This window comes from Micromonospora parastrephiae (assembly GCF_016802865.1).
In the GTDB taxonomy this organism is placed as follows: Bacteria; Actinomycetota; Actinomycetes; order Mycobacteriales; family Micromonosporaceae; genus Micromonospora; species Micromonospora parastrephiae.
The window spans coordinates 1-23686 of the sequence record NZ_JAEVHM010000034.1 but is presented as its reverse complement, the minus strand read 5'-3'; the positions used below and the strand labels follow the sequence as shown (position 1 = coordinate 23686).

Genomic DNA, 23686 nt, shown 5'->3' with positions numbered 1-23686 from the left:
ATGCGGAATCGCAAGCGCGCCAACCCACCCCAGCGGACCAGCGATGACCACCCATACCCGCTGGCTGCGGGATGGATCACTTGCTGACAACCCGGGTACTGTAGCCCTCCGCAGTGTTGGAGGTCACACGCAGGTGGCACCGTGTCTCGATGATCTTCGTCGCTGTGTTATGAAACGAAATCTGATATAGGAATCGGTCCATGACAAGAAGACCGCATCCCGACGGGGATGCGGCCTTCGTGCAGCGGTTGCGGGGTCAGCGGCCGACCGGCCACACCATCCGCACCTCGGTGCCGACACCTTCGTCGACGGGACGCACCTGCAGGTCCTCGACGAAGCCGGCGAGCAACGCGAAGCCGACGCCGGTGGTCAGCGCCTCGTCGGTGAGCGACTCGTTGGCCAGCTCGTCCGGCGGCAACGCGGTCAGCCCGATGCCGGCCTCGATCGGCGCCCGGTCAACCACGCGCACCGCGTACGAGCCGGCGTCGGACATTTCCACCAGCACCGGATCGGGCAGGCCGTACTGGCGGTGCAGGGCGACCGCCCGGGTGCACGCCTCACCGATGGCCAGCCGCACCTCGTCCAGCAGGTCCTCACGGACCCCGGCGCGCCGGGCGACGGCGACGCCGACCAGCCGGGCGGTGCGCACGTGCACCGGTGCCGGGGAGAAGGAGAGCCGGACTGTCGCCATCACGCGTTGGCACCGGTCGGCTCCGCGCCCACCGCGGCATCGACCGTGGGATGCAGCGGGAACACCTGGTCCAACGCGGTGATCCGGAAGATCTTGAGCAGCGGCTCCTTGTCGCAGACCAGGGCGAACGAGCCGCCGGCCGTACGCAGCCGCTTGAGCGCACCGACCAGCACGCCCAGCCCGGTGGAGTCGAGGAAGTCCACCCGACCGAGGTCGACCACCACGTGCCGGGCGCCACCGTCGATCAGTTCGAGGAGCCGTTCGCGGAGCCGGGGCGCGGTGTAGACGTCCACCTCACCGCCGACCTCAAGCACCGTGTGCTCACCCACAGTGCGGGTCGCCAGTGACAGCTCCATCGGTCCTCCTCGCCAGAGCCGTAAACTCTTCTGGGCATCTAACCACTACCGCCGGGACACCCTGCGGTCGCCGGCGGAGGCTTCCCTTTACCCCCCGGCCCGACTTTTCATCTCCGAACACCAGTGCGAGAGTGCAGGGCGTGACCTCCGACGACTTCAGCTCCGCGCGTCTGTCGCCGCGGCACGACCTGAAGCCGTCGGCCAGCGCCACCGTATCCGCAGGTCCCGGCCCTGGGCCAACGCCGACCGACCTGCTGCGTCGGCTGCGCGCCCGGGACGCCGGCGACCCGGTCACCCACGTCGAACGGGTACCGGCCCGCGTCGGGGCGCCCGCGCCGTGGCCGCCGTGGGCGCCGCCGGAGCTGCGCGAAGCGTTCGCCCGTCGTGGCGTGGGCGCGCCCTGGCGGCACCAGGCCGAGGCGGCCAACCTGGCGTACGACGGCGGTCACGTGGTGGTCGCCACCGGCACCGCGTCCGGCAAATCGATGGCGTACCAGCTCCCGGCGCTGGCGACCCTGCTCGCCGACCCCCGGGCCACCGTGCTCTACCTGGCGCCGACCAAGGCGCTCGCCGCCGACCAGCTGCGGGCCGTCGCCGGACTGGAGCTGGAGGGGGTACGCCCGGCCTGCTACGACGGGGACACTCCGCGCACCGAGCGGGAGTGGATCCGCCGGCACTCCCGGTTCGTGCTGACCAACCCGGACATGCTGCACCACGGCATCCTGCCCGGGCACGCCCAGTGGTCCGGATTCCTGCGCCGGCTCGCGTACGTGGTGATCGACGAGTGCCACACCTACCGGGGCGTCTTCGGCTCGCACGTGGCGCACGTGCTGCGCCGGCTGCGGCGGCAGTGCGCCCGGTTCGGGGCCACCCCGGTGTTCGTGCTCGCCTCGGCGACCTCCGGCGACCCCGCGACCGCGGCGGGACGACTGACCGGCCTGCCGGTGACGGCCGTCACCGAGGACGCCTCACCGCGCGGCGGGGTCACCTTCGCGCTCTGGGAGCCACCGCTGCTGCCACCCGACTCCGCGGCCTCGTCCTCGGTGCCCCCGCAGGCGGCGGGCGACCACGACGCCATGACCGACCTCGTCCAGGTCCGCCGGTCGGCGCTGCGCGAGACCGCGGACCTGCTCGCCGACACGGTCGCCGAGGGGGTACGCACACTCGCGTTCGTCCGGTCCCGCAAGGGCGCCGAGGTGGTGGCGGCCAGCGCGCGACGGGCACTGGACGACGCGGTGCCGGGGCTCGGCGACCGGGTCGCCGCCTACCGGGGCGGCTACCTGCGCGAGGAGCGGCGGGAGCTGGAGCGGGCACTGCTGCACGGCGATCTGCTCGGCCTGGCCTCCACCAACGCGCTGGAGCTGGGCGTCGACCTGATCGGCCTCGACGCGGTGCTGATCTGCGGCTATCCGGGCACCCGGGCGTCGCTCTGGCAGCAGGCGGGCCGTGCCGGGCGCTCCGGGCAGGAGGCCCTCGCCGTGCTGGTGGCCCGGGACGACCCGCTCGACACCTACCTGGTGCACCACCCGGAGGCCATTTTCGGGGCACCGGTCGAGGCGACGGTGCTCGACCCGGCCAACCCGTACGTGCTGGCCCCACAGCTGGCCTGCGCCGCGGTCGAGGCTCCCCTCACCCCGGCCGACCTGGCGCTCTTCGGTGACGGGGCGAAGGAGGCGATCGACGAGTTGGTGGCGGCCGGGGCGCTGCGGCAGCGGCCCACCGGCTGGTACTGGCGGCACCGGGAACGCCCCGAGGTGGACCTGCGCGGCGAGGGCGGCGCACCGGTCTGCGTGGTGGAGTCGGCCACCGGCCGGCTGCTCGGCACGGTCGACGGCGGCTCGTCGCACTTCCTGCTCCACCCCGGGGCCGTCTACCTGCACCAGGGCGTCTCGTACGTGGTGGACGACCTGGACCTCGCCGACGGCTGCGCGCTGGTGCACGTCGAGGAGCCGGACTGGTCCACGCACGCGCGGGACGTGACGGACCTGTCCGTGGTGTCGGTGCGCTCCTACGTGGATGCCGGTCCGGTCGGCATGTTCCTCGGCGAGGTGGACGTGACCAGCCAGGTGGTGTCGTACCAGCGACGGCGGATCGCCACCGGTGAGGTGATCGACACCCGGCCGCTCGACCTGCCCACCCGCGAGCTGCGCACGGTGGCGGTGTGGTTCACCCTGTCGCCGCAGTCGTTGGCTCTAGCCGGGGTCCAGCCGGCCGACGTGCCGGGCGCGCTGCACGCCGCCGAACACGCCGCGATCGGCCTGCTGCCGCTGATGGCCACCTGCGACCGGTGGGACATCGGCGGGCTCTCCACGGCCGTGCACCCGGACACGGAGGCGCCGACCGTCTTCGTCTACGACGGGCATCCGGGCGGCGCGGGCTTCGCGGAGCGGGCGTACGGGACGGCGTCGGCGTGGCTGCGGGCCACCCGGGACGCGATAGCGGAGTGCGGCTGCGAGACCGGCTGCCCGTCGTGTGTGCAGTCACCCAAGTGCGGCAACGGCAACAATCCGCTCTCCAAGCCGGACGCCATCCGGGTACTCGACGTGGTGCTCGCGAACCTGCCCGCCTGATCGACTCCTTGCATGATTCGGGGCGGCACGGGGCACAATGGTGTGGGAGCGCTTCCATCGATGCCTGTCCTGCCGTTCACCCCGCGCCCCGAGGAGGAGCCGTGGCCGACACCATCGCCGAGACCGTCGACCTGCTCTACACCATCGACCAGGAAAAACTCACCCTCGACCAGCAGATCGCGCTCGGATCCGCGTTGGCCGCACTGGCCCAGGCCGAACGACTGGAACAGATCAACGAACGGCTGCGCGGCATCCACCAGGTCCTCAACAGCTGGGCACTACGCGTCGCGACCGCAGAGGGCCGCTGACCTCTGCGAGGATCGACCGGGACAGGCCGGGGTGATCGGGGATGGGAGCGCCCGGGGCGCGGGCCCGCGATAGTTGTCGGGCTGTGCGAGACTCCGGCGCACCATCCCCCTTGAGGAGATCAGATGCAGCTCGACAACTTGCAGAGCCAGCACCAGTTCCACGTCCGCCAGCGGCTGCGGATGATGGTCAACCAGTACGAGGTCCGGGCGGTCTCCCCGGACGGCACCGAGGGTGAACTGTTGGCGTTCGCGCAGCAGAAGCGGCTCGCCTTCAAGGAGCAGGTCACGATCTACACGGACGACTCCAAGCAGCAGCCTCTGCTCGGCTTCAAGGCCCGGCAGCGCCTCGACATCGGCGCCACGTACGACGTCACCGACGCGGCCGGCAACCCGATCGGCCTGTTCCGCAAGGACTTCGCCCAGTCGCTGCTCCGATCCACCTGGCACGTCGAGCAGACCGGCCTGCCCCAGGTGACGGGTCAGGAGCGCAGCCTGCCGGTGGCGCTGCTGCGTCGGTTCGTCGACTCGCTGTCCTGGCTGCCGTACCACTTCGACTTCACCGCCAACGGCCAGCCGGCCTTCACGGTGGTGAAGAAGTGGGGCCTGCGCGACAAGTACGTCGTCGAGGTGCAGAACCCGCAGTTCGACCGCCGCCTCGTCATCGCGATGGCCGTCGCGCTCGACGCGCTCCAGGCACGCTGACCCGCCCGGCGTTCGCCTCGTTCAGCCGCGAACGCGCCGCCCGCCGCAGATCAGCGGTGGGCGGCGCGGTTGGCGCGTGGGGTCAGGAATGACCACGTCGCTGTAGTAGTAGCGCAGAATCGCCTGGTAGTTCTTGCCCGCGTTCGCGAGATCACGCCGGGTGACCGAGCGCGCTCGGAAGCGCGGAGCTGCCCTTCGGGTGGCCTTCGAGTCGGGTAGTTCGCCGCGACGGGGTGGTGCGCATGGTGACCTGGCGGGATCGGCCGCCCGCTCAGCCACGCAGTGGGCCGGCGCGGGCCGTCGACGCCGCGACCCGGGACAGTCCGGGTAGTGGCGTGAACGCCACCTCGACGGTCACCAACACGTCCAGCCCGTCGAGGCGACACCCGACCAGACGACCACCGTTGCGGCCGGCGATGTCGACAGCGGACGTACAGGCCACCGCTTCGCCGTCGAGCGCCCGGGCGGCCCCGGCCAGCGCGCTGAGATCGGCCGCCACCGCCGCCCGCTGACCTGCCATCCCGGCTGCGGCGATGGCGGCGCCGAACGTCCCGAACAGCACGAGAACCAGCCCGATCGCCAGCAGCAGGACAGTCGCGCCCCCTCGCTCCGCCGCCAGCCGACCATCATCGAGTCGCTCGGCGTTCGGCCGGTGGCCCAAGCCAGCCGGCCATCCATCAGTTCGTCGCACTACCAACTCCTCCGCCGACGCCCGGTTCCACTGCCGCGACAGCGGTGGCGGACACGGTGATCCGCGGTAGCCGGCCGCCCAGCGTCCGGACGGGCGCGCGTACCGTCGCCTGCACCCGGTCGCCGTCGACCGAGACCGATACCTCCGCCCCCGGCGGTCCCGAGCGCCCACCTTCCGCGCTGCCGTCCGCGCCCCGGGAGCGGCGAGCGCCGCCTCCCGGGCCGCGTGCAGGCAGCTCGCCTGGGTGCTGACGGCGTTCACCGCGGTCAGGCCGGCCAGCAGGAGCAGGAGCAGCGCCGGCAGGCCGGCCGCCAGTTCGGCGGTGAACGACCCCCGGTCCCCGCCGGCGACCCGTGCGGCAGTGCGGAAGCTCCGCCCACCACCATGAGCCGCCCGCCCAGAAGTGCCGGACCTCCGATCACGGTCGGCCTGCCGGCGCCCGATCACTTCAGCGCCCGGTCGATGACGGCGGTCAGCGCCGACTGGACGTTGCCGGAGGTCAACACCTTCAACAGGATCCCGGCGAACGCGACCGCGGCGAGCGTGCCGACGGCGTACTCGGCCGTGTTCATTCCGGCGTCACCGCGCAGGCGGGCGATGAGTTTGCGCATGGCTGTTTCCCTTCTCGATGGGTCAGAGCACGTCGCCGAGAACGGCGACGATCACCGGCACCAGGCCGGCGAGAATGAACGCCGGCAGGAAGCAGAGCCCCAGCGGCAGCACGATGAGCACGCCCGCCCGGCGGGCCGACGCCTCGGCGGCGGTGGCCCGGTCGGCACGCAGGTCGTCAGCGAGTCGGGTCAGCGCACCGGCCAGGGCGGCACCACTGTTGGCCGAGCGCAAGGCGGCCGCCGCTAACCGCTCCGCACCCGGCACCCCGTCCAGCGCGGCCCACCGCCTCCGCCGGCCGCCGCCGAGCCAGCACGGGTGCGGCCGACCCGGGCCAACCGCCCTGTGAGCGGCCCGTCCAGCGCCTCCGCGACGGCCAGCACCGAACGGTCCACCGGGGCGCCCGCCCGCATCGCCGCGGCCAACAGGTCGGCGGCGAGCGGCAGGTCGGCGGCCTCCCGAAGCCGACGTTCGCGGACGGCCGGCGCCTCGATCCGCCGCAGCAGCACGTCCAGCAGCAACGCGGCCAGGACCCCGCCGAGCAGCCCGAACCACCCTTCGACGACCACGGCGACGGCGAGCCCGCCCAGGCCTGCGGCGAGCCGGATCGCGTCCGGTCGACGGAAGCGGGCTGGTCCGCGTTGGCTTTCCGGTTCACGCTCGAGCGCCGGCCGGCGCTCGCTCTCCGGACCGCGCTGAATCGCCGGCCGACGCTCGCTCGCCGATCCGCGCCGGATCGCGGGCCGGTCCTGGCTTTCCGGACCGCGCTCGGACGCCGGGCTGCGCCGGGTCTCCGGCCTGCGCCGGATCGTCGGCACGCGCAGCCGCAGCGGCGCGGTGAACAGGGCGGCGACCACCAGACCGATGGCCACGAGCACCACCGGGGACATCAGGCGGCCCGCCCCTGCGTCGCTCCCAGCCGCTCCGCCCAGAGCAGGCCGACGACCTGCAGGGCGATCGCGAGGACAGCGCACACCCCGCCGACCGTGCTGTGCAGGAGCACCGCCACGGGATCAACGCCGATCCCGTACCCGAGCCCGATCCCGCCGACCGGCAGGGCCGCCAACAGCCAGGCGGTGGCCCGCGCGCCGGCCGCCTGCGCCGCGGCGGCGGCCAGCCCTCGGTCGGTTGCCCGCGCGTCCGCCTCGATCCGCTCGACGAGTTCCGCCAACGGCGCGCCCGTCCGGTCCGCCAGCCGCACCGCAGCCGAGGTCAGCTGGCGGAGCCGATCCGACCCGCTGGTGGAGGCGATCTCGATGACCGGCGGCACGGGCAGGCCCGCCCGCAGATCAGCGGCGAGACCGCAGAGGTGGTCCAACCCACGCCGCCGGACCCGCTCGGCGCGCCGGTTCGCTCGCTGGCGCAACAGGCCCCGCACGACCAGCGTGCCGTACCCACCCATTGCGACCCCGGCGACCGGGCCGGCGATCACGGCACCGACACCGGCTCCCACCAGGCCGACCAGCAGCAGTACGCGCGCCGGCCGCGCACCGCGCACCGCGACACCCGTCCTCGACCTGCCATGCGGCCAGTCATCGGGGCCGGCAAACCCTTGGTCGCGGCGATCCACATCGGCGCGAGGATCCGTTGCCCGGGCACCCGCGCTGCGGCCCTGACCGTCCGCGTCCACGGCCCGGCGACCATCGGCGGCGGACGTCGACCCGGCGACGGGGATGCCGGCAACCGGTTCTGCGACCAGGGTCACCGCCCCGGGTCCGGTGGTGCCGGCCGGGCGGCGCGGATCCCGGCGGGTCGGCGGACGTGCCGGGCCTGCCGGACGCGTGGAACCCAGCGATCCGCCCGCCGCCCCCAACCAGCCCGGGGCGCCGATGTCCCGGCTGGGCCGGGCGGCCAGCGCCTGGCCGCCACCGGAATCCGCTGCCGACGGCGGGCGCTGCGAAACGGCGGCCGGGCGACCCGAGGTTGACGGGTCAGCGGGCCCGTCGAGTGTGCGACCCAGGTCCCTGACCCACTGCACCAGGGCCTCGTCCGGATCACCACCGGCGGCGCCACGGCCGGCGGCCAGCACCCGACGGCGGCGGGCCCGGATGGTCCGTACGGGCCACGCCACCAGGACCGCGGCACCCAGGAGCAACACCGACACCAGCATCGATCCGCCCGTCATGCCGGACCCGCCGATCCGGGCCACGGCTCACCGAGGATCGGCGGCACCGCCACGCCACGCTCGCGCAACAGCGCCCCCAGCGCACGCGCGGCCTGCCCCAGGCCACGACCACGCACCCACGCGGGCACCACGGTGACCAGCCGATCCGGCCCCTCCGGAAGCAGCAGGCAGATCGACTCGAGGACCCGTCCCCGGTCGCCACGTCGTACCTGGAAGAGGACCTGCAACGCGGCGATCACCTGGGCGTGCAGCGCGGCGCGAGGCAGCCCGCCCAGCATGCCGAGCGCCTCCAGCCGCGCCGGTACGTCGGACGGCGTGTTGGCGTGCAGCGTGCCGGCGCCCCCGTCATGGCCGGTGTTGAGCGCGGCCAGCAGGTCGACCACCTCGCCGCCCCGGCACTCACCGACCACCAACCGGTCCGGGCGCATCCGCAGCGCCTGTCGGACCAGGTCAGCGAGGTTGACCACGCCCGAGCCCTCCACATTGGCGGTACGCGCCTGGAGCCCCACCACGTGCGGATGCCCCGGACGCAGCTCGGCGGCATCCTCCACCAGCACGATCCGTTCGGTCGCCGGCACCAGACCGAGCAGCGTGTTGAGCAGGGTCGTCTTTCCTGACCCGGTGCCACCGGTGACCAGGTACGCCAGCCGGGCGGCGACGACGGCGGCGAGCACGGGTGCCACCGGTCGCGGGACCGTCCCCTGACGCACCAACTCGTCGAGGCTGAACGGCCGGTGCCGGAAGGTGCGCAGCGACAGGTAGGGCCCCTCGGTCGCCACCGGCGGCAGCACGGCGTGCAGCCGGGTGCCGTCGGCGAGCCGGGCGTCCGCGTACGGGGAGCCGTCGTCGAGCCGCCGTCCGGCGGTGGCGATCAGCCGCTGCGCCAACCGGCGGACATCCTCCACCGTGCCCATCGGCACCGGGACCTGATGCAGTCCCGCTCCCCGATCGACCCACACCCGGACGCCGTTGACCAGTACGTCGGTCACCTCCGGGTCGGCCAGCAGCGGTGCCAGCGGCCCGGCGCCGACGAGGTCGTCGTGCACCCGGTCCGCGATGCGCAGCACGGCGGTGTCGCCGAGCACGGCGGCGGCGGGTTCCGCGCGTACGGCGGAGACGATCGCCGCGGACGTGACCGGGGTGGTGGCACCGGCGATGCGCTGCCGCACCCGGGCGGCGAGGGTCGCGTCCTCCGGCCGGCCCGTCATGCCGCACCTGTCGCGGGTACGCCGGTGAGGTCGGCGACGATCCGCTGGCAGAGCGCCGCCAGCGGCCCTTCCCGGCGGCGGCCGGCGCCTCGCCCCGTTCCAGCCCTCGGCACAGCCCCGGCTCGGGGCGCAGCGTCGCCGGCGAGGGGAAGCCCGAGCGCCCGCGCCACCTCGGTGGCGCGTAACCGGCCCGGGGCGGGCCCGCGCACCACCACCGAGAGCGCGGCGCAGTGCGGTGCGGCGGCGGCCACCACCCGGGCGGCAGCCGCGGTGGCGCGCAGCTCCGCCGGTACGACGACGTACGCCTGATCAGCTGCCTGCAACGCGACCACGGCCGCGTCGTCCAACTGCCGGGGCAGGTCTATCACCACGAAGTCCCGGCCCCGTCGAGCGGCGTCGACGGTCGCCGCCATCGCCGACGCGGGCAACGCCAGCAGGTCACCGCGATCCCAGGAGAGCACCACCAGGTCACCCCGGCTGGGCAGTGCCCGGACCAGCGCCGGGGCATCGACCCGTCCGTCGGCACCGCTGAGCGACGGCCAGCGCAGCCCTTCCAGCTGCTCCCAACCGAGTACGAGGTCGAGGCCACCGCCGAGCGGATCGGCGTCGACCAGCAGGGTGCGCAGCCGCGCCCGCGCGGCGGTCACGGCCAGCCCACCGGCGAGCACACTCGCGCCGGCACCGCCGCGCCCACCGAGCAGCGCGACGATCCGGGCGCCGGAGCCGTCCGAGCGGCCGGGGTCCTGCTCGGCGAACCGATCCACCAGCCACGGCTCCGCAGTCGGCAGCGTGGCGACATGCTCGGCCCCGATCAGCTCGGCGACCTGCCAGCCCGGGTCGAGCTGACCGGCCCGGCCGACCAGCACCAGCCGGGGCCGATGTGGCAGCCGCGCCCGCAGACACGGCTGTGCCTGATCGGCACCGAGCAGGACCAGCGGCGCGGGAAGCCAGCGGGTACGGGCAGCCGCCGGATCGGCGGCGAGTTCCACCTCGGTGCCGCCCGCGGCGGCGAGCCTAAGCAGGTCGTCGAGCAGGTCGTCGTCACCGGTGACGAGCAGCGGAAGCCGGCGGATCGGCGGTGGAACGGAGGTACGGGGTGGCATCGCGGCCTCCAGCGGTCGGGCTCGGTTGTGCCGCCGACCCTGCTCGGAATCCGCCCCGGGAACCGCCCCGACCGCCCCGCCTGTGGACAACTTCGCGGGCTGTGGACAACGCCCGCCGGGACAGTTGATCTGCTATGCGCGGAGCATGTCGGACGACGCTCCGGCCGGCCTGGAACGCAGCGGGGCCGCTCCCGAGGGAGCGGCCCCGCTGTCGGCGGTCAGCCGAGCCGGTCGGTCCAGGCGGTATCGAGGATCACCTGGTACGAGCTCATCCGCACGGGTGCGAGCGTCAACTGCTCGTGGGCGAGCAGCCCACCCGTCTGTGGATCGAAGATCAGCAGAGACTGCGCGTCGTGCTCGCGGTCGTCGAAGGTGACCGCGACACCCTTGCGTCCAACGCGGTCGGTCACCTGCCCTCGCCAGCGGAAGCCGGGAACGTCGGCGAGGACCCGCAGGATCTCGCCGCGAGTCCGCCGCGGCACCACGAAGTCCCCGTAGATCCTGCTGACCTCCTTGCTCACCGCGCCCGCGCCGTACCCGGTCTTCAACAGTTCGCGTAACTGCGACCGATCAGCACGCGGTGGCGTGAGTTCCACGGGCGGCAGCGGAATGGTGGCGGGTGCGGGGGTCCCGCCGACCACGGGGCCTTTCCTGAGATTGCGTCGCCAGTAGTCCCGGGACTCCTGGTCCGGGTACTGCGGTTCCAGTTGAACGCTGGTCTGGTTCCCGGTCCCGTCGGCGGCTCGCCAGGTCCTGGTCTCGTCGGCGAAGGCGACGTGAAAGCGGCCGTCGTCGGAGGTCATCACCGGGTCGCCCCACAGCTTGGTGTGGTGATACATGTAGCGACCGCCCCGGTTGTCGTACTCCGCGTCGACGAGCTTGCCGGCGAGGGCGCGCAGGTGCGGGCCGGCCGCCGGCGCGTCCGAGCCGAACTGGTACGCGACCGGCACGAGCACCGATCCTTGCGCGGCCTCGTGCAGGTCCCCCGTCTCCGGGTTGACCCCGTCGATCGGCTGGAAGACCGCCACGGCGCCGGCCGCGACCGCCAACGTCCCGGCCGTCAGGACCAGCCGACGGGTCGGGCGTACGCGGCGACGACCGGCGGCCAACCCCGCGGTGCCGGCACGGTCGATCAGGTCGCGCGCAGAAACCAGGGGTGGCGCCACGGCGGTGTCCCGGGCCGGGTCGACCGGGCCGAGGAGGGTTCGGGTTCGCTCTGCTCCGAACATCACAGGTCCTCTCGCATGCTCGCCAACACCGGACGCTGGGGCCGGACAGGCTGGTCTGACATCGCTTCGGTGAGGCGGCGGCGGGCACGATGCAGACGCACCGCCGCCGTCGCGCGGGTACAGCCGAGTACCTGGGCCGCCTCGGAGACCGTCAGCTCCTCCCAACCGATCAGCCGGAGGATCTCCTGATCCACGTCGTTGAGGGTCGCCAGGGCCGCCCGGACGTCGGCGACCCCCACGGTGGAGTCGGCACCGGACGGGTGCGCCACCCGCGCCAGGTCGGCGTCGGTGATCGGCAGGACGTCCGGGGCGGCACGTCGGGACCGCCACTGGTTCGCCAGCAGGCGCCGGGCCACCCCGTACAGCCAGGGCAGGCTGCGGTCCGGCACCTCGCGGCGGCGCCGCCAGGCGACGACGAACACCTCCTGGGCGAGCTCCGCCGAGGCATCGCCGTCAGCGAGTCGACGCAGGCCGTACCTCACGATGTGCGCGTACTCGGCGGCGTAGAGACTGGTGAACCAGTCCTCGTCCCGCTTCTCCGGTGGACCCACCCGAACCCCCATTGCCTCGGCGACTCTCACCCTGGCTTGTGTCGAGACGGGACCGAGGATTACCGCGCGGAACCGCTCTCGCGCCGCCTTCTTGTTGCCTGGCAGCCTGGCCCCGCTCGTGCGTCCTGCGCGCTGCGCCCATAAGACGCGCATCTTTCATGACACATCCGGGAGTCGCCGTCGGGGCCCGCCAGGCTAATGATCGACAATAAATTGATCTGCCAAAAACTACCCCTTGTCGCGGATGTGACATTTACCTAATGCCGCGTTGTATCGAGATGAGACGATGTCAATCCGGGAAAATTCGCGATCACAACTCGAAGGGGAAAGGCATGCACGTCCTAACGGGGATCAAGCGGTCGACAACCGTCGTCCTGGTCATCGCAACAATCCTGTTGGCGATGGCCTCGCCGGGGCACGCCGCCGCACCGAGCGGATCCGCTCAACAGGCCGCAGCGTCCTGTTCGGTAACGCCCAAGGCCGGCATGGGCAACATCAACATCCGCCTGGGCGCAGGCACGAACCACCCGACCGATGGGATCCTCCGCTCCGGCACCTGGGCCCCCTCAGCCTGCTCCAATGTCTCTGGCGGCTCCTACACGGCCTGCGGTGGAGGCAACAAGTGGATCCAGGTCCACCCAGACTGCCTGGGATGTTTCGGGTATGTCGCCTACAGCTGCGTGCGGCTCGTGCGGGACGTCTAGGCCAGGCCAGTCGGCGGTTCTCAATCAGTAGGCCCGATCAGAAGTCCGGATCCCGCCGACCATCCCGATGCTCCGGTAGAGGTCGAGGGGTGTGGGCCACGATCCCGGCAAAGTCGCCAGGTGATGCCGAGTGCGTATTCGGCATCACCTGGCAACAGCCGGAAGCTGAATAGCGCAGGCGCGTGCCGTCTCGACACCCCGCGCCGTCGACCCGCCCCCTGGCGAGCGGGCCACCGCCCGGCCTGCTCCGCTGGCCCCGGGCGCGGACCATCGGCGGCGACGGGCGGAACAGCGAGCTGTGGCCTGCGGTGGCGCGCTCCCACGGAAAAGGGACGACCCCCGTCGGGGGGAGACGGGGGTCGTCGAAGGTTCGGCTCCGGGGGGGTCGAGCCGAACCACTCAGCGGTCACGGGGGGTGCAACCGCCGAGGGTCTGTCAGTTTTCGAGGATGTGAAAGCTCGTCGTACCGACAAGTCTGCCTGAGCGGGCCCGTCACGTCGAGTGGTGCCGTCTCCACTCACTGCGAAAATATCCTCGCGCAGTGTGAGCGTGATCACGCGGAGCGGAGATGGCGGTGCCGGCCCGCAGGTCTGAGGGGTGGCGTGACCCCGGGCACCCGCCGACGATAGACCATCCGGCTAGACTTTCGCGCCGTGGGCCGAAGTGCCGCTTTCTTCGATCTGGACAAGACCGTCATCGCCAAGTCGAGCGCCCTGGCGTTCGGTCGGCCGTTCTACCGGGACGGGCTGATCACCCGGCGTGACGTGGTCAAGTCGGCGTACGCGCAGCTGATGTTCCGGCTGGGCGGCACCGACGAGCAGACCATGGCCCGAACACGGGACTACCTGGCTGCGCTCTGCAAGGGCTGGCAGGTGGAGCAGGTCCGCCAGATCGTCGCGGAGACACTGCACGAGCTGATCAACCCTTACGTGTACGCCGAGGCCGCCGCCCTGATCGAGGAGCACCAGGCTGCCGGTCGGGACGTCGTGCTGGTCTCCGCGTCCGGCGAGGAGATGGTCCGGCCGATCGGCGAGCTGCTCGGGGTGACCGACGTGATCGCCACGCGCATGACGGTGCGCGACGGCCGGTACAGCGGCGAGGTCGAGTTCTACGCGGCAGGTCCGAGCAAGGTCGAGGCGGTCACCGAGTTGGCCGCCGCCCGGGACTACGACCTGGCCGACTCGTACGCCTACTCCGACTCGTACAGTGATCGCCCGCTGCTGGAGTGCGTGGGGCACCCGAGCGTGGTCAACCCGGATCGGCAGCTACGCAAGCTGGCCTCGGAGAACGCGTGGCCGGTGCTGGAGTTTCGGCACCCGATCCCGCTGGGCCGCCGGCTGCGGGAGCGGCCCGCCGTCCCGGTGGCCGCAGCGGCACTGGGCGTCGGTGTGGGCGTGGCAATCGGTATCGCCTGGTACGGCCGCCACCGTCGCACCCGCGCCACCACAACAACAGCCTGACGCCCCACACCCCCTCGGGTCGATCATGGAATTGTGGTGGGCACCTTCACCGGTTTCGCGCCTTTTGTCAGCCACCACAACTCCATGATCGACGCTTTCGGCGGCGGGCGGGCGCCGCCTCGGGCGGCGGGCACCGTTCAGGCGGCGAGGATTTCTTCGCCGATGGCGGTTAGCTGGTCGGTGCCGACCTCGACGGCTGCCATGTAATGGCGCAGCCAGGAGCGCAACCCGTCGGGGGTGCCGGTGGCGAACGCGCCGGCGGAGCCGACGTACTCCGGTTCCCGCTCGCGGTGACCGACGTCGACGCCGAGCAGGCCGCGCGGGTCGAGGCCGCTGGAGAGCAGCACCAGGCGGGCGGCACCGCGGGCCACCACGCCGGACGGGCCGGCGAACGGGCGCAGGTTCAGCAGTTCCCCGTGCACGACGGCGGCGAGCACCAGCGGGGAGACCTTCGTGCCGCCGGCCACCAGGCCGGCGAGCCCGTCCAGCCGGGCGGCGACCACCGGGTCGGCCACCGGACGGCCCAGCTCGGCCTCCGGCACGAGGTCGCGGGCGGCGAGTACGTGCAGCTTGGCGAGGGCCTGCCGGGGGGCCTTGGGCCACAGTTCGCTCAGCCCGGGCAGCGCCCCGGCGACCCGCAGCGCCCCCTGGAGCACCGGATCGGTGACGGTGCCCGCCCGGACCTCCTCACGCTCGTGCACGGCCCCTTCGAGAGCGGCGCTGGCCACCGCGGAGCGCAGGCTGACCTCGGCCGCGACCTGGCCGCCGTTGCGGCGTAGCGCACGGTGCCCGAGCGCCCGGTCGAAGCGCTCGCGGGCCTGCTCGACGGCGGCGGTGATGTCGGCGAGCGCGAGCAGCGGGGCGAGCGGATCGGTGGTCACCCCGCCACGCTAGCGACCCGATCCGGCGTGATGGGCCGCACCCGGCGGCAGCGCGACCCGGACCACCGGTCCGGCCCGGCGTCCCGCTCGGCGGGGACCCGGTCAGCCGGCACCGTCGCGGCAAGGTCAACACGAGTTCGGCGACGTCGGTGTGTCCCACCGACCCGGATACCGCGATTTCGCCGAACCCGCGTCGATCAAGGCGCGACGGGCGATCAAGGCGCGACGGGCGATCGGGGCACAGCGGGCGGGACGGGCGATCGGGGCGGGACGGGCCGTCGAGCGCGTGGCGGTGGCCACTCGGCGCGACGGAGTGGGCGGCGGTCGCCGGCCGGGAAGCCCACGACTACCCTCGTGCCCACGAGACGCAGGTCACCCTGAGGACGAGGAGTCACGGCATGAGCGAGGCATTGGCCAATCTGCTGAACGAGACGCGCCAGTTCCCCCCGCCGGCCGAGCTCGCCGCGCACGCGAACGTCACCGTCGACGCGTACGCCGAGGCCGATGCCGACCGGCTCGCGTTCTGGGCGAAGCAGGCCGACCGGCTGGCGTGGTCGAAGAAGTGGGACGAGGTGCTCGACTGGTCGAACCCGCCGTTCGCGAAGTGGTTCGTCGGTGGGCAGCTCAACGTGGCGTACAACTGCCTGGACCGGCACGTCGAGGCGGGCCGCGGCGACAAGGTCGCGATCCACTGGGAGGGCGAGCCGGGTGACACCCGGACCATCACGTACGCGGACCTGCACGAGCTGACCTGCCGGGCGGCGAACGCGTTGACCGACCTGGGGGTCACCGCAGGCGACCGGGTGGCGATCTACCTGCCGATGATTCCCGAGGCGGCGGTGGCGATGCTGGCGTGTGCCCGGATCGGCGCGGCGCACAGTGTGGTCTTCGGCGGGTTCTCCGCCGACTCGCTGAGCAACCGGATCCAGGACGCCAGCGCCAAGGTCGTGATCACGGCGGACGGTGGTTACCGACGGGGCAAGCCGTCGGCGTTGAAGCCGACCGTGGACGAGGCGGTGGCGAACTGCCCGTCCGTGGAGCACGTGCTGGTGGTTCGCCGCACCGGTGAGGAGGTTGCCTGGTCGGAGAAGGACCTCTGGTGGCACGAGACGGTGGAGACCGCGTCGGCGGAGCACACCGCGCAGCCGTTCGACGCCGAGCACCCGCTGTTCATCCTGTACACCAGCGGCACGACGGCCCGGCCGAAGGGCATCCTGCACACCACCGGCGGCTACCTCACGCAGGCGTCGTACACGACGCACGCGGTCTTCGACCTGAAGCCGGAGACGGACGTCTACTGGTGCACCGCCGACATCGGCTGGGTCACCGGGCACTCCTACATCGTGTACGGCCCGCTCTCCAACGGCGCCACCCAGGTGATGTACGAGGGCACCCCGGACACTCCCCACAAGGGTCGGTTCTGGGAGATCGTCGACAGGTACGGGGTGAGCATCCTCTACACCGCTCCCACCCTGATCCGGACAATGATGAAGTGGGGCGAGGACATTCCGGCCGGCTTCGACCTGTCGTCGCTGCGTCTGCTGGGCAGCGTCGGTGAGCCGATCAACCCGGAGGCGTGGATGTGGTATCGGCAGCACGTCGGTCGGGGTGAGCTGCCCGTCGTGGACACCTGGTGGCAGACCGAGACGGGCTCCATCATGATCTCGCCGCTGCCCGGGGTGACCGCGGCGAAGCCGGGTTCGGCGATGGCCCCGCTGCCGGGCATCGTGGCCGACGTGGTGGACGACCAGGGTCAGTCGGTGCCGAACGGCGGTGGCGGTTACCTGGTGCTGCGCGAGCCGTGGCCGTCGATGCTGCGCACCATCTGGGGTGACGACAACCGGTTCATCGAGACGTACTGGTCACGGTTCGAGGGGATGTACTTCGCCGGTGACGGGGCGAAGAAGGACGACGACGGGCACATCTGGCTGCTCGGCCGGGTGGACGACGTGATGTTGGTGTCCGGGCACAACATCTCCACCACGGAGGTGGAGTCGGCGCTGGTGTCGCATCCGTCGGTGGCCGAGGCGGCGGTGGTGGGCGCGACCGACCCGACGACCGGGCAGGCGATCGTCGCGTTCGCCATTCCGCGGGGCAGCACGGACATCGCCGGCGAGGCGGGTGAGCAGCTCATCGCGGACCTGCGCAACCACGTGTCGAAGACGCTCGGTCCGATCGCCAAGCCGCGGCAGATCATGCTGGTGCCGGAGCTGCCGAAGACCCGCTCAGGCAAGATCATGCGCCGGTTGCTGCGGGACGTGGCGGAGAACCGGTCGCTGGGCGACGTGACCACGTTGCAGGACTCGTCGGTGATGGAGCTGATCTCCTCCGGGATGAGCGGCGCGAAGTCCGACGAGGACTGACGGCAGGCGTACCCCGTCGGTGGGTGGCGGTCCGGACGGACCGCCACCCACCGTCGTCTTTTGTGGAGGTACGACCGGAAGCGCTCCCACCCGATCTCGGACATGGGTTATCCGTGCTGCCTGCGCAGATAACGCATCGATCACGATCCCGCCGTTTGGCTTGTTTCTCATTTAGTTTCACGCGCGTCGGGTGGTGTCGGCGCGCCCTCACCGCGCGTCGGGACCGGCCGACTTCCTCCGCCCATGCCGAGAACGGAGTGGCATGAACAGAAGCTCCCATCCGGGGTCGCGTCGACGACTACTCGTCGCGTTACCCGCCATCGCCCTCGCGGCCACCTCACTGACCGTGAGTGGCAGCGCGGCGGCCCAGTCGGCATCCGGCACCCCCCGGGCGGTGATCGGCGCCGACGAGTACTACATCAACTACGCCGAGCCCGAGGTGCAGCCGGACACCACCGGCCGCGAGGTGAAGGGCAAGGGCGGCGTCTACACGCCCGCCGTGGACGCCGCGCGCGAGTTCGACCAGAAGCACGCGCGGGGCAACCCGGTCACCGCCAAGCAGCTGGCCAAGATCGAAGCCAAGTCGATCCAGACCGGCAAGAACCCCCGCAAAATCAAGCAGGCGCCGACCACGCAGACGGCGAAGCTGTTGACGCTGCTGGTCGAGTTCAACGACAAGGCGAACGACGACTTCACGGACGTGATGGTCCCGAAGACGGTGTTCGAGGACCGCACCTGCGTGCCGGGCACCGTGCAGAACGGACCGAAGCACAACAACATCCCGAACCCGGCGACGCTGCCGCACGAGGACAACAACTCGATGTGGGTGCCGGACTTCTCGCCGTCGCACTACAACAAGATGCTCTACAGCAAGAAGGGCATCACCGAGCGGGTCCGTACGGACCTGAAGGGCCCGGACGGCCGGAAGGGTGTCGACATCTCCGGTCGCACCATGCACAACATGTACCTGGAGATGTCCAAGAACGCGTACACCGTGGACGGGCAGGCCAGCCCGTGGATCACGGTGCCGCACTCGGAGGGCTGGTACGCCGCCAACCGCTGCACGCAGGACGAGGACGGCAACTGGGTCCCCGGCCGCGAGCAGTCGATGAACGGCCACCCGGACAACCCGGCCGGCGCGGGCCGGCTGGCGACCGACGCGATCGACTCGCTCGCCGCGAAGGACCCCAGCTTCCCCTGGGCCGACTACGACATCGAGGACCAGGCCGACCGCGACGGTGACGGCAACCTCTACGAGCCGGACGGCGTGATCGACCACCTCGTGCTGGTGCACGCCGGGCAGGGCAAGTCGCGCGGCGGCGGTGACGAGGGTGTGTACGCCGTCTGGGCGCACTCCTCCTCGGTCCCGGGTGGCTACAGCATCCCGGGCACCAACCTGAAGGTGTCGAACTACATCGTGCAGCCGGAGGACGCCGGCGTCGGCGTCTTCGCCCACGAGTTCGGTCACGACCTCGGCCTGCCGGACCTCTACGACACCTCCGGCAACGCCGACTCCGACGTGGACTTCTGGGACCTGATGGCCTCGGGCTCGCACTCGGGCGAGATCTTCCAGGCGCTGCCGACCCACATGGGCATCTGGGACAAGTGGGTGCTCGGCTGGGCCGACCCGCTGACCATCCGCCCCGGGTCGAACCCGCGTGAGGTGAAGCTCGGGCAGACCTCGCGTACGCCGATCGACTCCGAGGACGGCATCAAGGTCGACCTGCCGGACAAGGTCACCGTGCTGGCCACGCCGCACAGCGGCACGAAGATGTGGCACAGCAACAACGACCAGGAGTGGGCCGACGTCAAGCTCAGCCGCTCGGTCGACGTGCCGGCGGCCGCGGACGCGAAGTTCTGGATGTGGAACAACTACATCATCGAGGAGGACTGGGACTACGGCTTCGTCGAACTGTCGACCGACGGCGGCGCGTCCTGGACCGAGCAGAAGGTGTACGACGAGGGCGGCGCCGTGGTCACCACGCCCGACGGCTACCCGGACCCGAACGGCCGGATGAACGACTTCGGCGGCAAGAAGTACGGCCTGACCGGCAGCACCAACGGCTGGCGGCACGACTACGTCGACCTGTCGGCGTACGCCGGCACAACCGTGCAGCTGCGGCTGCGCCAGGCCACCGACGAGGCGTTCCAGGAGCGCAACTGGTTCGTCGACGACTTCTCGGTCACCGGCGGCGCGCCACCACCTGGAGCGATGACGTCGAGGGTGGCGCCAACGGCTGGACGACCTCCGTCGACACGTTCGTCGACACCACCGGCGCGGGCTGGACGGTTTCCAGCGGCACCGAAAACCACGCGCACTTCTACCTGGCGGAGTGGCGCAACTTCGACGGCTTCGACAAGGGCCTGAAGTACACGTACGACACGATCTACTCCCACGAGGCGTGGAAGGTCGACCGGATGTCGTACAACGCGCCGGGCATGCTGGTCTGGTACCGGGACAGCGCGTTGGGCGACGTCAACCACGTCACCGGGCAGATGACCGCGCTGCCCAGCTACGGTGCGAAGGGTGGGTTGCTCATCGTGGACTCGCACTTCGACCCGTACCGGCGCACCGGCACGGCGGCCGAGAAGGACCCGTCGGTGACGGACAACCTGCCCAGCCGTCCGCAGTCGTCGAACGCGGCCTTCACGCTGCAGAAGACGTACCCCTTCACGGAGTGCCTGGAGGCGGCGGACGAGCCGTACAGCTCGTACTGCACGAAGTTCAAGGCGCAGGCGCCGGTGAAGTCCTTCACCGACGCCAAGGGCTGGTACCCCGGCATCGAGATGCGCGACGGTGCTCCCTACGCCCGCGACAACGACGCGTCCGTGGTGGTGCCGTCGCGCAACAACGCGCCGTACACCACCCGGGTCACCCACCCGGACGGTAGCCCGGCGCCGGAGTTCTACGGCGTGACGCTCAGCGGCGGCGCGATCGTGCTGGGCACCGGCAATCCGGGCGACCAGGGCGTGAACTACGGCGTCTCGCTGACCATCAAGAAGGCCGCGCGGGACAACTCGTCCGCCACGATCTTCGTCACCCCGGCGAAGAAGTGACGGTTTCGCGGTTCGGCAACTGACAACAGCGGTAACGGTGGGGCCGGTGGCGGAGACGCCTCCGGCCCCACTGTCGTATGCCCGATCAAATTGATCGAAATTGGTCGCTGCAAAGGCGCCCGTACGACCCGCGCTTGCCAGCCTGGCAGATGAAGCGCCGGTGTGTGACGGCGAAAGGCGTCCCCAACAAAATCTTGCAACAAATCGACGCGTGCATCTTCCCACCCGTCCCAGCAGTGTCTATGTTCACCATTGGTCCCACTAGTGGGATCGATCTCCCGCCGGTCCGCACCCTCGTTGGGCCGGTTCCCTCACACCGGAGGTACCACGTGCGCAAAGTCGCAGTGGGTCTGATCGGGCTCTCACTGACGGCAACGGGCCTGGCTTTCGGCCCGTCCGCCTCGGCGGCTCCTCAGCCCAAACTGCCGGCAGCGGCACCGGCCGCTGCCGAACCGCAGGCGCTGAAGGATGAGCTCCCCGACAAGCTCGAGGACAAGCGTCGCGAGCTGCGTGAACAGGGCCTCAGCGACGTGCTGAGCGGTCGCAGCAAGCCGATCGAGCGCAACGGCAGCACGGTCGTCAAGGTCGGCGAGACGAACGGCACGGGCACCAACGCCCGGACCTTCGCCCGCGGTGAGACGCGGGACCAGTACGTCGAGCTCAAGCGCGAGCGGACCGACAAGATCTTCGTGATCCTGGCGGAGTTCGGCGACGAGCGGCACCCGTCCTACCCGGACAAGGACATGAACCCGGACATCGCCGGGCCGACGACCTTCCAGGGGCCGCTGCACAACAAGATCCCCGAGCCCAACCGGGCCGTGGACAACTCCACGATCTGGCAGCCGGACTTCAGCCCGGAGCACTTCCGCCAGATCTACTTCGGCACCAACCCGGGCGACGAGTCGCTGAAGCAGTACTACGAGGCGCAGTCCTCGGGTCGCTACACGGTCGACGGTGAGGTGACCGACTGGGTCAAGGTCAAGTACAACGAGGCTCGCTACGGTCGGTCCGACGACCCGATCGCCGACCCGCTGCCCGGCCAGCCGGTGGACCCGCGGGACGACCGGGCCGTCTGCGCCGACAACGTCTGCTCGAACACCTGGAACCTGGTCGCCGACGCCGCCAACCAGTGGGTCGCCGACCAGAAGGCCAAGGGCCGGACGGACGCGCAGATCGCCACCGAGATGAAGTCGTTCGACCAGTGGGACCGGTTCGACTTCGACGGTGACGGCGACTTCAACGAGTCGGACGGCTACATCGACCACTTCCAGATCGTCCACTCCGGCGGCGACCAGGCCGACGGTGACCCTCAGCAGGGTGAGGACGCCATCTGGAGTCACCGCTGGTCGGCGTTCAACAGCTCGCCCGTGGGCCCGCCGAACAACCGCAACGGTGGCACCCAGATCGGCAACACCGGCGTCTGGATCCGCGACTACACGATCCAGCCGGAAAACGGTGGCCGCAGCGTCTTCTACCACGAGTACGGCCACGACCTGGGCCTGCCGGACGACTACGGACCCGCCGACAACAACAACGAGCACTGGACCCTGATGGCCCAGAGCCGGCTCGGCGCCAAGAACGACCCGGCCGTCGGCGACCGGGGCGGCGACCTCGGCGCCTGGAACAAGCTCCAGCTCGGCTGGCTCGACTACAAGGTCGTGGTCGCGGGCCAGGACAAGAAGGTGGACCTCGGGCCGCAGGAGTACAACTCGGAGAAGGCACAGGCCGCCGTGGTGGTCCTGCCCCAGCGGGAGTACACCTTCAACTACGGCGCACCGTTCGAGGGTTCGAAGCAGTACTTCTCCGGTAACGACGACAACCTCGACAGCAAGATGACGAGGACGTTCGACCTCACCGGTAAGTCCTCGGCGGCGCTGTCGCTCAAGGGCAAGTACAGCATCGAGGACAACTACGACTTCCTCTACTTCGAGGCCTCGACGGACGGCGGCAAGACCTGGGCCGACCTGAACGGCACGGTCAACGGCCAGCCGATCGGCGTGGACGGCGCGGGCCGCCCGGCCCTCGACGGCACCAGCAACGGTGCCTGGGCGGACATCAACATCCCGCTGACCTCGGTCGCCGGGAAGGTGGCGCAGGTTCGCCTGCACTACGTGACCGACGGTGGTGTCTCCGAGGGCGGCTTCTTCGGTGACGCGATCACCGTGACCGCCGACGGTCAGACGGTGTTCAGCGACGGCGCCGAGACCGACGCCGGTTGGACCCTCGACAAGTTCCAGGTGGTCGGGGCGACCTACACCCGGCTGTTCGACAACTACTACATCGCCGGCAACCGGTCGTACGTCTCGTACGACAAGTACCTGAAGACCGGCCCGTACTTCTTCGGCTACGCGAACACCCGCCCGGACTGGGTGGACCACTACGCGTACCAGGAGGGTCTGCTCATCTCGTACTGGAACACCCGCTGGTCGGACAACAACACCGCCCCGGCGTCGCCGTCCAACCCGGGTGGTCACCCGGGTGAGGGTCGCAACCTGTACATCGACGCGCACCCGGAGCCGATCTACAACCTGACCGGTCAGCCGTGGCGGGCCCGCGTCCAGGTCTACGACGCGCCGTTCAGCCTCAAGAAGGCCGACTCGTTCACCCTGCACCTCAACAGCCAGCCGCAGTACATCCGCGGCGAGGCTGCGCAGCCGCTGTTCGACGACACCAAGAAGTACTTCTACGAGGAGCTGCCGAACCACGGCGTCAAGCTCCCCGCGACCGGTGTCAAGATCAAGGTTCTGGAGCAGGACGGCACCTCGATGAAGATCCGGATCAGCTGACCAGTGATCCCGCACCATCCAGCGACGCCCGGGCAGGTCAACTGCCCGGGCGTCGCCCTTTGCCGGGTCGGGACGGGAACCGCGCGACCTGCTGGAACGTCCCACCACCGTGCCCCTCTCCCCACGCGCCACCCGCACGACGGCCGGCCTCGCCGCGCTCCTCCTGCTGCCCCTGACCGCGTGCGCCGATCCGCAGGGCGCCGACCGCACGACCGCGCCCTCGGCCTCCGCCGCCTCCACGCCGGACGCGCCCGCCGCGCCCTTCACCACACCCCCGAAGCCCCCGCCCGGG

Annotated in this window: 17 protein-coding genes and 4 pseudogenes; 9 read left to right on the top strand and 12 right to left on the bottom strand. The window is 71.1% G+C overall.

What is annotated here, in order from left to right; genetic code table 11:
* Positions 1-256: 256 nt before the first annotated feature.
* Both JNW91_RS10220 and JNW91_RS10215 read right to left on the bottom strand, forming a co-directional pair.
* Complete coding sequence (locus tag JNW91_RS10220; RefSeq protein WP_203174636.1) at positions 257-694, bottom strand: ATP-binding protein; 438 nt, start codon at positions 692-694, stop codon at positions 257-259.
* Entirely contained in the window at positions 691-1047 is a 357-nt protein-coding gene (locus JNW91_RS10215) for an STAS domain-containing protein (protein WP_203174635.1), read from the bottom strand. Before JNW91_RS10215 ends, JNW91_RS10220 begins: the two co-directional genes overlap by 4 nt.
* A 188-nt stretch (positions 1048-1235) precedes the next feature.
* Here JNW91_RS10215 and JNW91_RS10210 point away from each other — a divergent pair, with 188 nt between their 5' ends.
* The 3 genes from JNW91_RS10210 (at position 1236) to JNW91_RS10200 (ending at position 4627) form a co-directional block, all read left to right on the top strand.
* On the top strand, positions 1236-3617 hold the full coding sequence (locus tag JNW91_RS10210) for a DEAD/DEAH box helicase (protein ID WP_203174652.1): 2382 nt from the start codon (positions 1236-1238) through the stop codon (positions 3615-3617).
* A 101-nt stretch (positions 3618-3718) separates the two neighbouring features.
* The gene (locus tag JNW91_RS10205; RefSeq protein WP_203174634.1) at positions 3719-3925 is read left to right on the top strand and encodes a hypothetical protein; all 207 of its coding nucleotides are present in this window, start codon (positions 3719-3721) and stop codon (positions 3923-3925) included.
* Between the two features lie 123 nt (positions 3926-4048).
* Positions 4049-4627 carry an LURP-one-related/scramblase family protein gene (locus JNW91_RS10200; protein WP_203174633.1) on the top strand — a complete coding sequence of 193 codons (579 nt, stop codon included), beginning with the start codon at positions 4049-4051 and terminating at the stop codon, positions 4625-4627.
* 271 nt (positions 4628-4898) lie between these two features.
* Here JNW91_RS10200 and JNW91_RS10195 read toward each other — a convergent pair whose 3' ends face one another.
* The 9 genes and pseudogenes from JNW91_RS10195 to JNW91_RS10160 form a co-directional block, all read right to left on the bottom strand.
* Positions 4899-5288 (bottom strand): Rv3654c family TadE-like protein, encoded by a 390-nt coding sequence (locus JNW91_RS10195; RefSeq protein ID WP_238424712.1) that lies wholly within the window; start codon positions 5286-5288, stop codon positions 4899-4901.
* 16 nt (positions 5289-5304) lie between these two features.
* A pseudogene (locus JNW91_RS32115) lies at positions 5305-5633 on the bottom strand (TadE family type IV pilus minor pilin).
* Positions 5634-5761: 128 nt separating this feature from the next.
* Positions 5762-5929, bottom strand: a complete 168-nt coding sequence (locus JNW91_RS10190) for a DUF4244 domain-containing protein (protein ID WP_081883916.1) — start codon at positions 5927-5929, stop codon at positions 5762-5764.
* A 22-nt stretch (positions 5930-5951) separates the two neighbouring features.
* Positions 5952-6628, bottom strand: a pseudogene (locus tag JNW91_RS10185) (type II secretion system F family protein).
* Positions 6629-6816: 188 nt separating this feature from the next.
* A pseudogene (locus JNW91_RS10180) lies at positions 6817-7707 on the bottom strand (type II secretion system F family protein); the annotation flags it as partial.
* Between the two features lie 341 nt (positions 7708-8048).
* Entirely contained in the window at positions 8049-9260 is a 1212-nt protein-coding gene (locus JNW91_RS10175) for a TadA family conjugal transfer-associated ATPase (protein ID WP_203174632.1), read from the bottom strand.
* On the bottom strand, positions 9257-10363 hold the full coding sequence (ssd, locus tag JNW91_RS10170; RefSeq protein WP_203174631.1) for a septum site-determining protein Ssd: 1107 nt from the start codon (positions 10361-10363) through the stop codon (positions 9257-9259). The genes JNW91_RS10175 and ssd overlap by 4 nt, the downstream gene beginning before the upstream one ends.
* A gap of 218 nt (positions 10364-10581) precedes the next feature.
* A complete protein-coding gene (locus JNW91_RS10165) occupies positions 10582-11592 on the bottom strand; it encodes a CU044_5270 family protein (RefSeq protein ID WP_203174630.1) in 1011 nt (336 codons plus the stop codon).
* Positions 11592-12143: an RNA polymerase sigma factor gene (locus JNW91_RS10160; RefSeq protein WP_309244308.1), complete on the bottom strand. Its 552-nt coding sequence runs from the start codon at positions 12141-12143 to the stop codon at positions 11592-11594. The genes JNW91_RS10165 and JNW91_RS10160 overlap by 1 nt, the downstream gene beginning before the upstream one ends.
* Before the next feature lie 1357 nt (positions 12144-13500).
* On the opposite strand from JNW91_RS10160, the gene JNW91_RS10155 reads away from it, so the two are divergent.
* A complete protein-coding gene (locus JNW91_RS10155; RefSeq protein WP_203174629.1) occupies positions 13501-14307 on the top strand; it encodes an HAD family hydrolase in 807 nt (268 codons plus the stop codon).
* Between the two features lie 137 nt (positions 14308-14444).
* On the opposite strand, the gene JNW91_RS10150 is transcribed toward JNW91_RS10155, so the two are convergent.
* Positions 14445-15188 (bottom strand): Fic family protein, encoded by a 744-nt coding sequence (locus JNW91_RS10150; protein WP_203174628.1) that lies wholly within the window; start codon positions 15186-15188, stop codon positions 14445-14447.
* A gap of 398 nt (positions 15189-15586) precedes the next feature.
* Here JNW91_RS10150 and acs point away from each other — a divergent pair, with 398 nt between their 5' ends.
* The 5 genes and pseudogenes from acs to JNW91_RS32110 form a co-directional block, all read left to right on the top strand.
* Positions 15587-17551 (top strand): acetate--CoA ligase, encoded by a 1965-nt coding sequence (gene acs / locus JNW91_RS10145; RefSeq protein WP_203174627.1) that lies wholly within the window; start codon positions 15587-15589, stop codon positions 17549-17551.
* Between the two features lie 262 nt (positions 17552-17813).
* Positions 17814-19919: an immune inhibitor A domain-containing protein gene (locus JNW91_RS10140; RefSeq protein WP_255545068.1), complete on the top strand. Its 2106-nt coding sequence runs from the start codon at positions 17814-17816 to the stop codon at positions 19917-19919.
* Complete coding sequence (locus JNW91_RS33110) at positions 19877-20608, top strand: immune inhibitor A (protein ID WP_255545071.1); 732 nt, start codon at positions 19877-19879, stop codon at positions 20606-20608. The genes JNW91_RS10140 and JNW91_RS33110 overlap by 43 nt, the downstream gene beginning before the upstream one ends.
* A 344-nt stretch (positions 20609-20952) precedes the next feature.
* Positions 20953-23394 carry an immune inhibitor A domain-containing protein gene (locus JNW91_RS10135; protein ID WP_203174648.1) on the top strand — a complete coding sequence of 814 codons (2442 nt, stop codon included), beginning with the start codon at positions 20953-20955 and terminating at the stop codon, positions 23392-23394.
* Positions 23395-23503: 109 nt separating this feature from the next.
* Positions 23504-23686, top strand: a pseudogene (locus JNW91_RS32110) (hypothetical protein); the annotation flags it as partial.

Excerpts from the sequence above, each read along its gene's own strand:
- JNW91_RS10200 (WP_203174633.1), top strand. The coding sequence starts at position 4,049 with ATGCAGCTCGACAACTTGCAGAGCCAGCACCAGTTCCACGTCCGCCAG.
- JNW91_RS10165 (WP_203174630.1), bottom strand. The coding sequence starts at position 11,592 with ATGTTCGGAGCAGAGCGAACCCGAACCCTCCTCGGCCCGGTCGACCCG.
- JNW91_RS10175 (WP_203174632.1), bottom strand. The coding sequence starts at position 9,260 with ATGACGGGCCGGCCGGAGGACGCGACCCTCGCCGCCCGGGTGCGGCAG.
- JNW91_RS10140 (WP_255545068.1), top strand. The coding sequence starts at position 17,814 with ATGAACAGAAGCTCCCATCCGGGGTCGCGTCGACGACTACTCGTCGCG.
- acs (WP_203174627.1), top strand. The coding sequence starts at position 15,587 with ATGAGCGAGGCATTGGCCAATCTGCTGAACGAGACGCGCCAGTTCCCC.
- JNW91_RS10215 (WP_203174635.1), bottom strand. The coding sequence starts at position 1,047 with ATGGAGCTGTCACTGGCGACCCGCACTGTGGGTGAGCACACGGTGCTT.
- ssd (WP_203174631.1), bottom strand. The coding sequence starts at position 10,363 with ATGCCACCCCGTACCTCCGTTCCACCGCCGATCCGCCGGCTTCCGCTG.
- JNW91_RS10190 (WP_081883916.1), bottom strand. The coding sequence starts at position 5,929 with ATGCGCAAACTCATCGCCCGCCTGCGCGGTGACGCCGGAATGAACACG.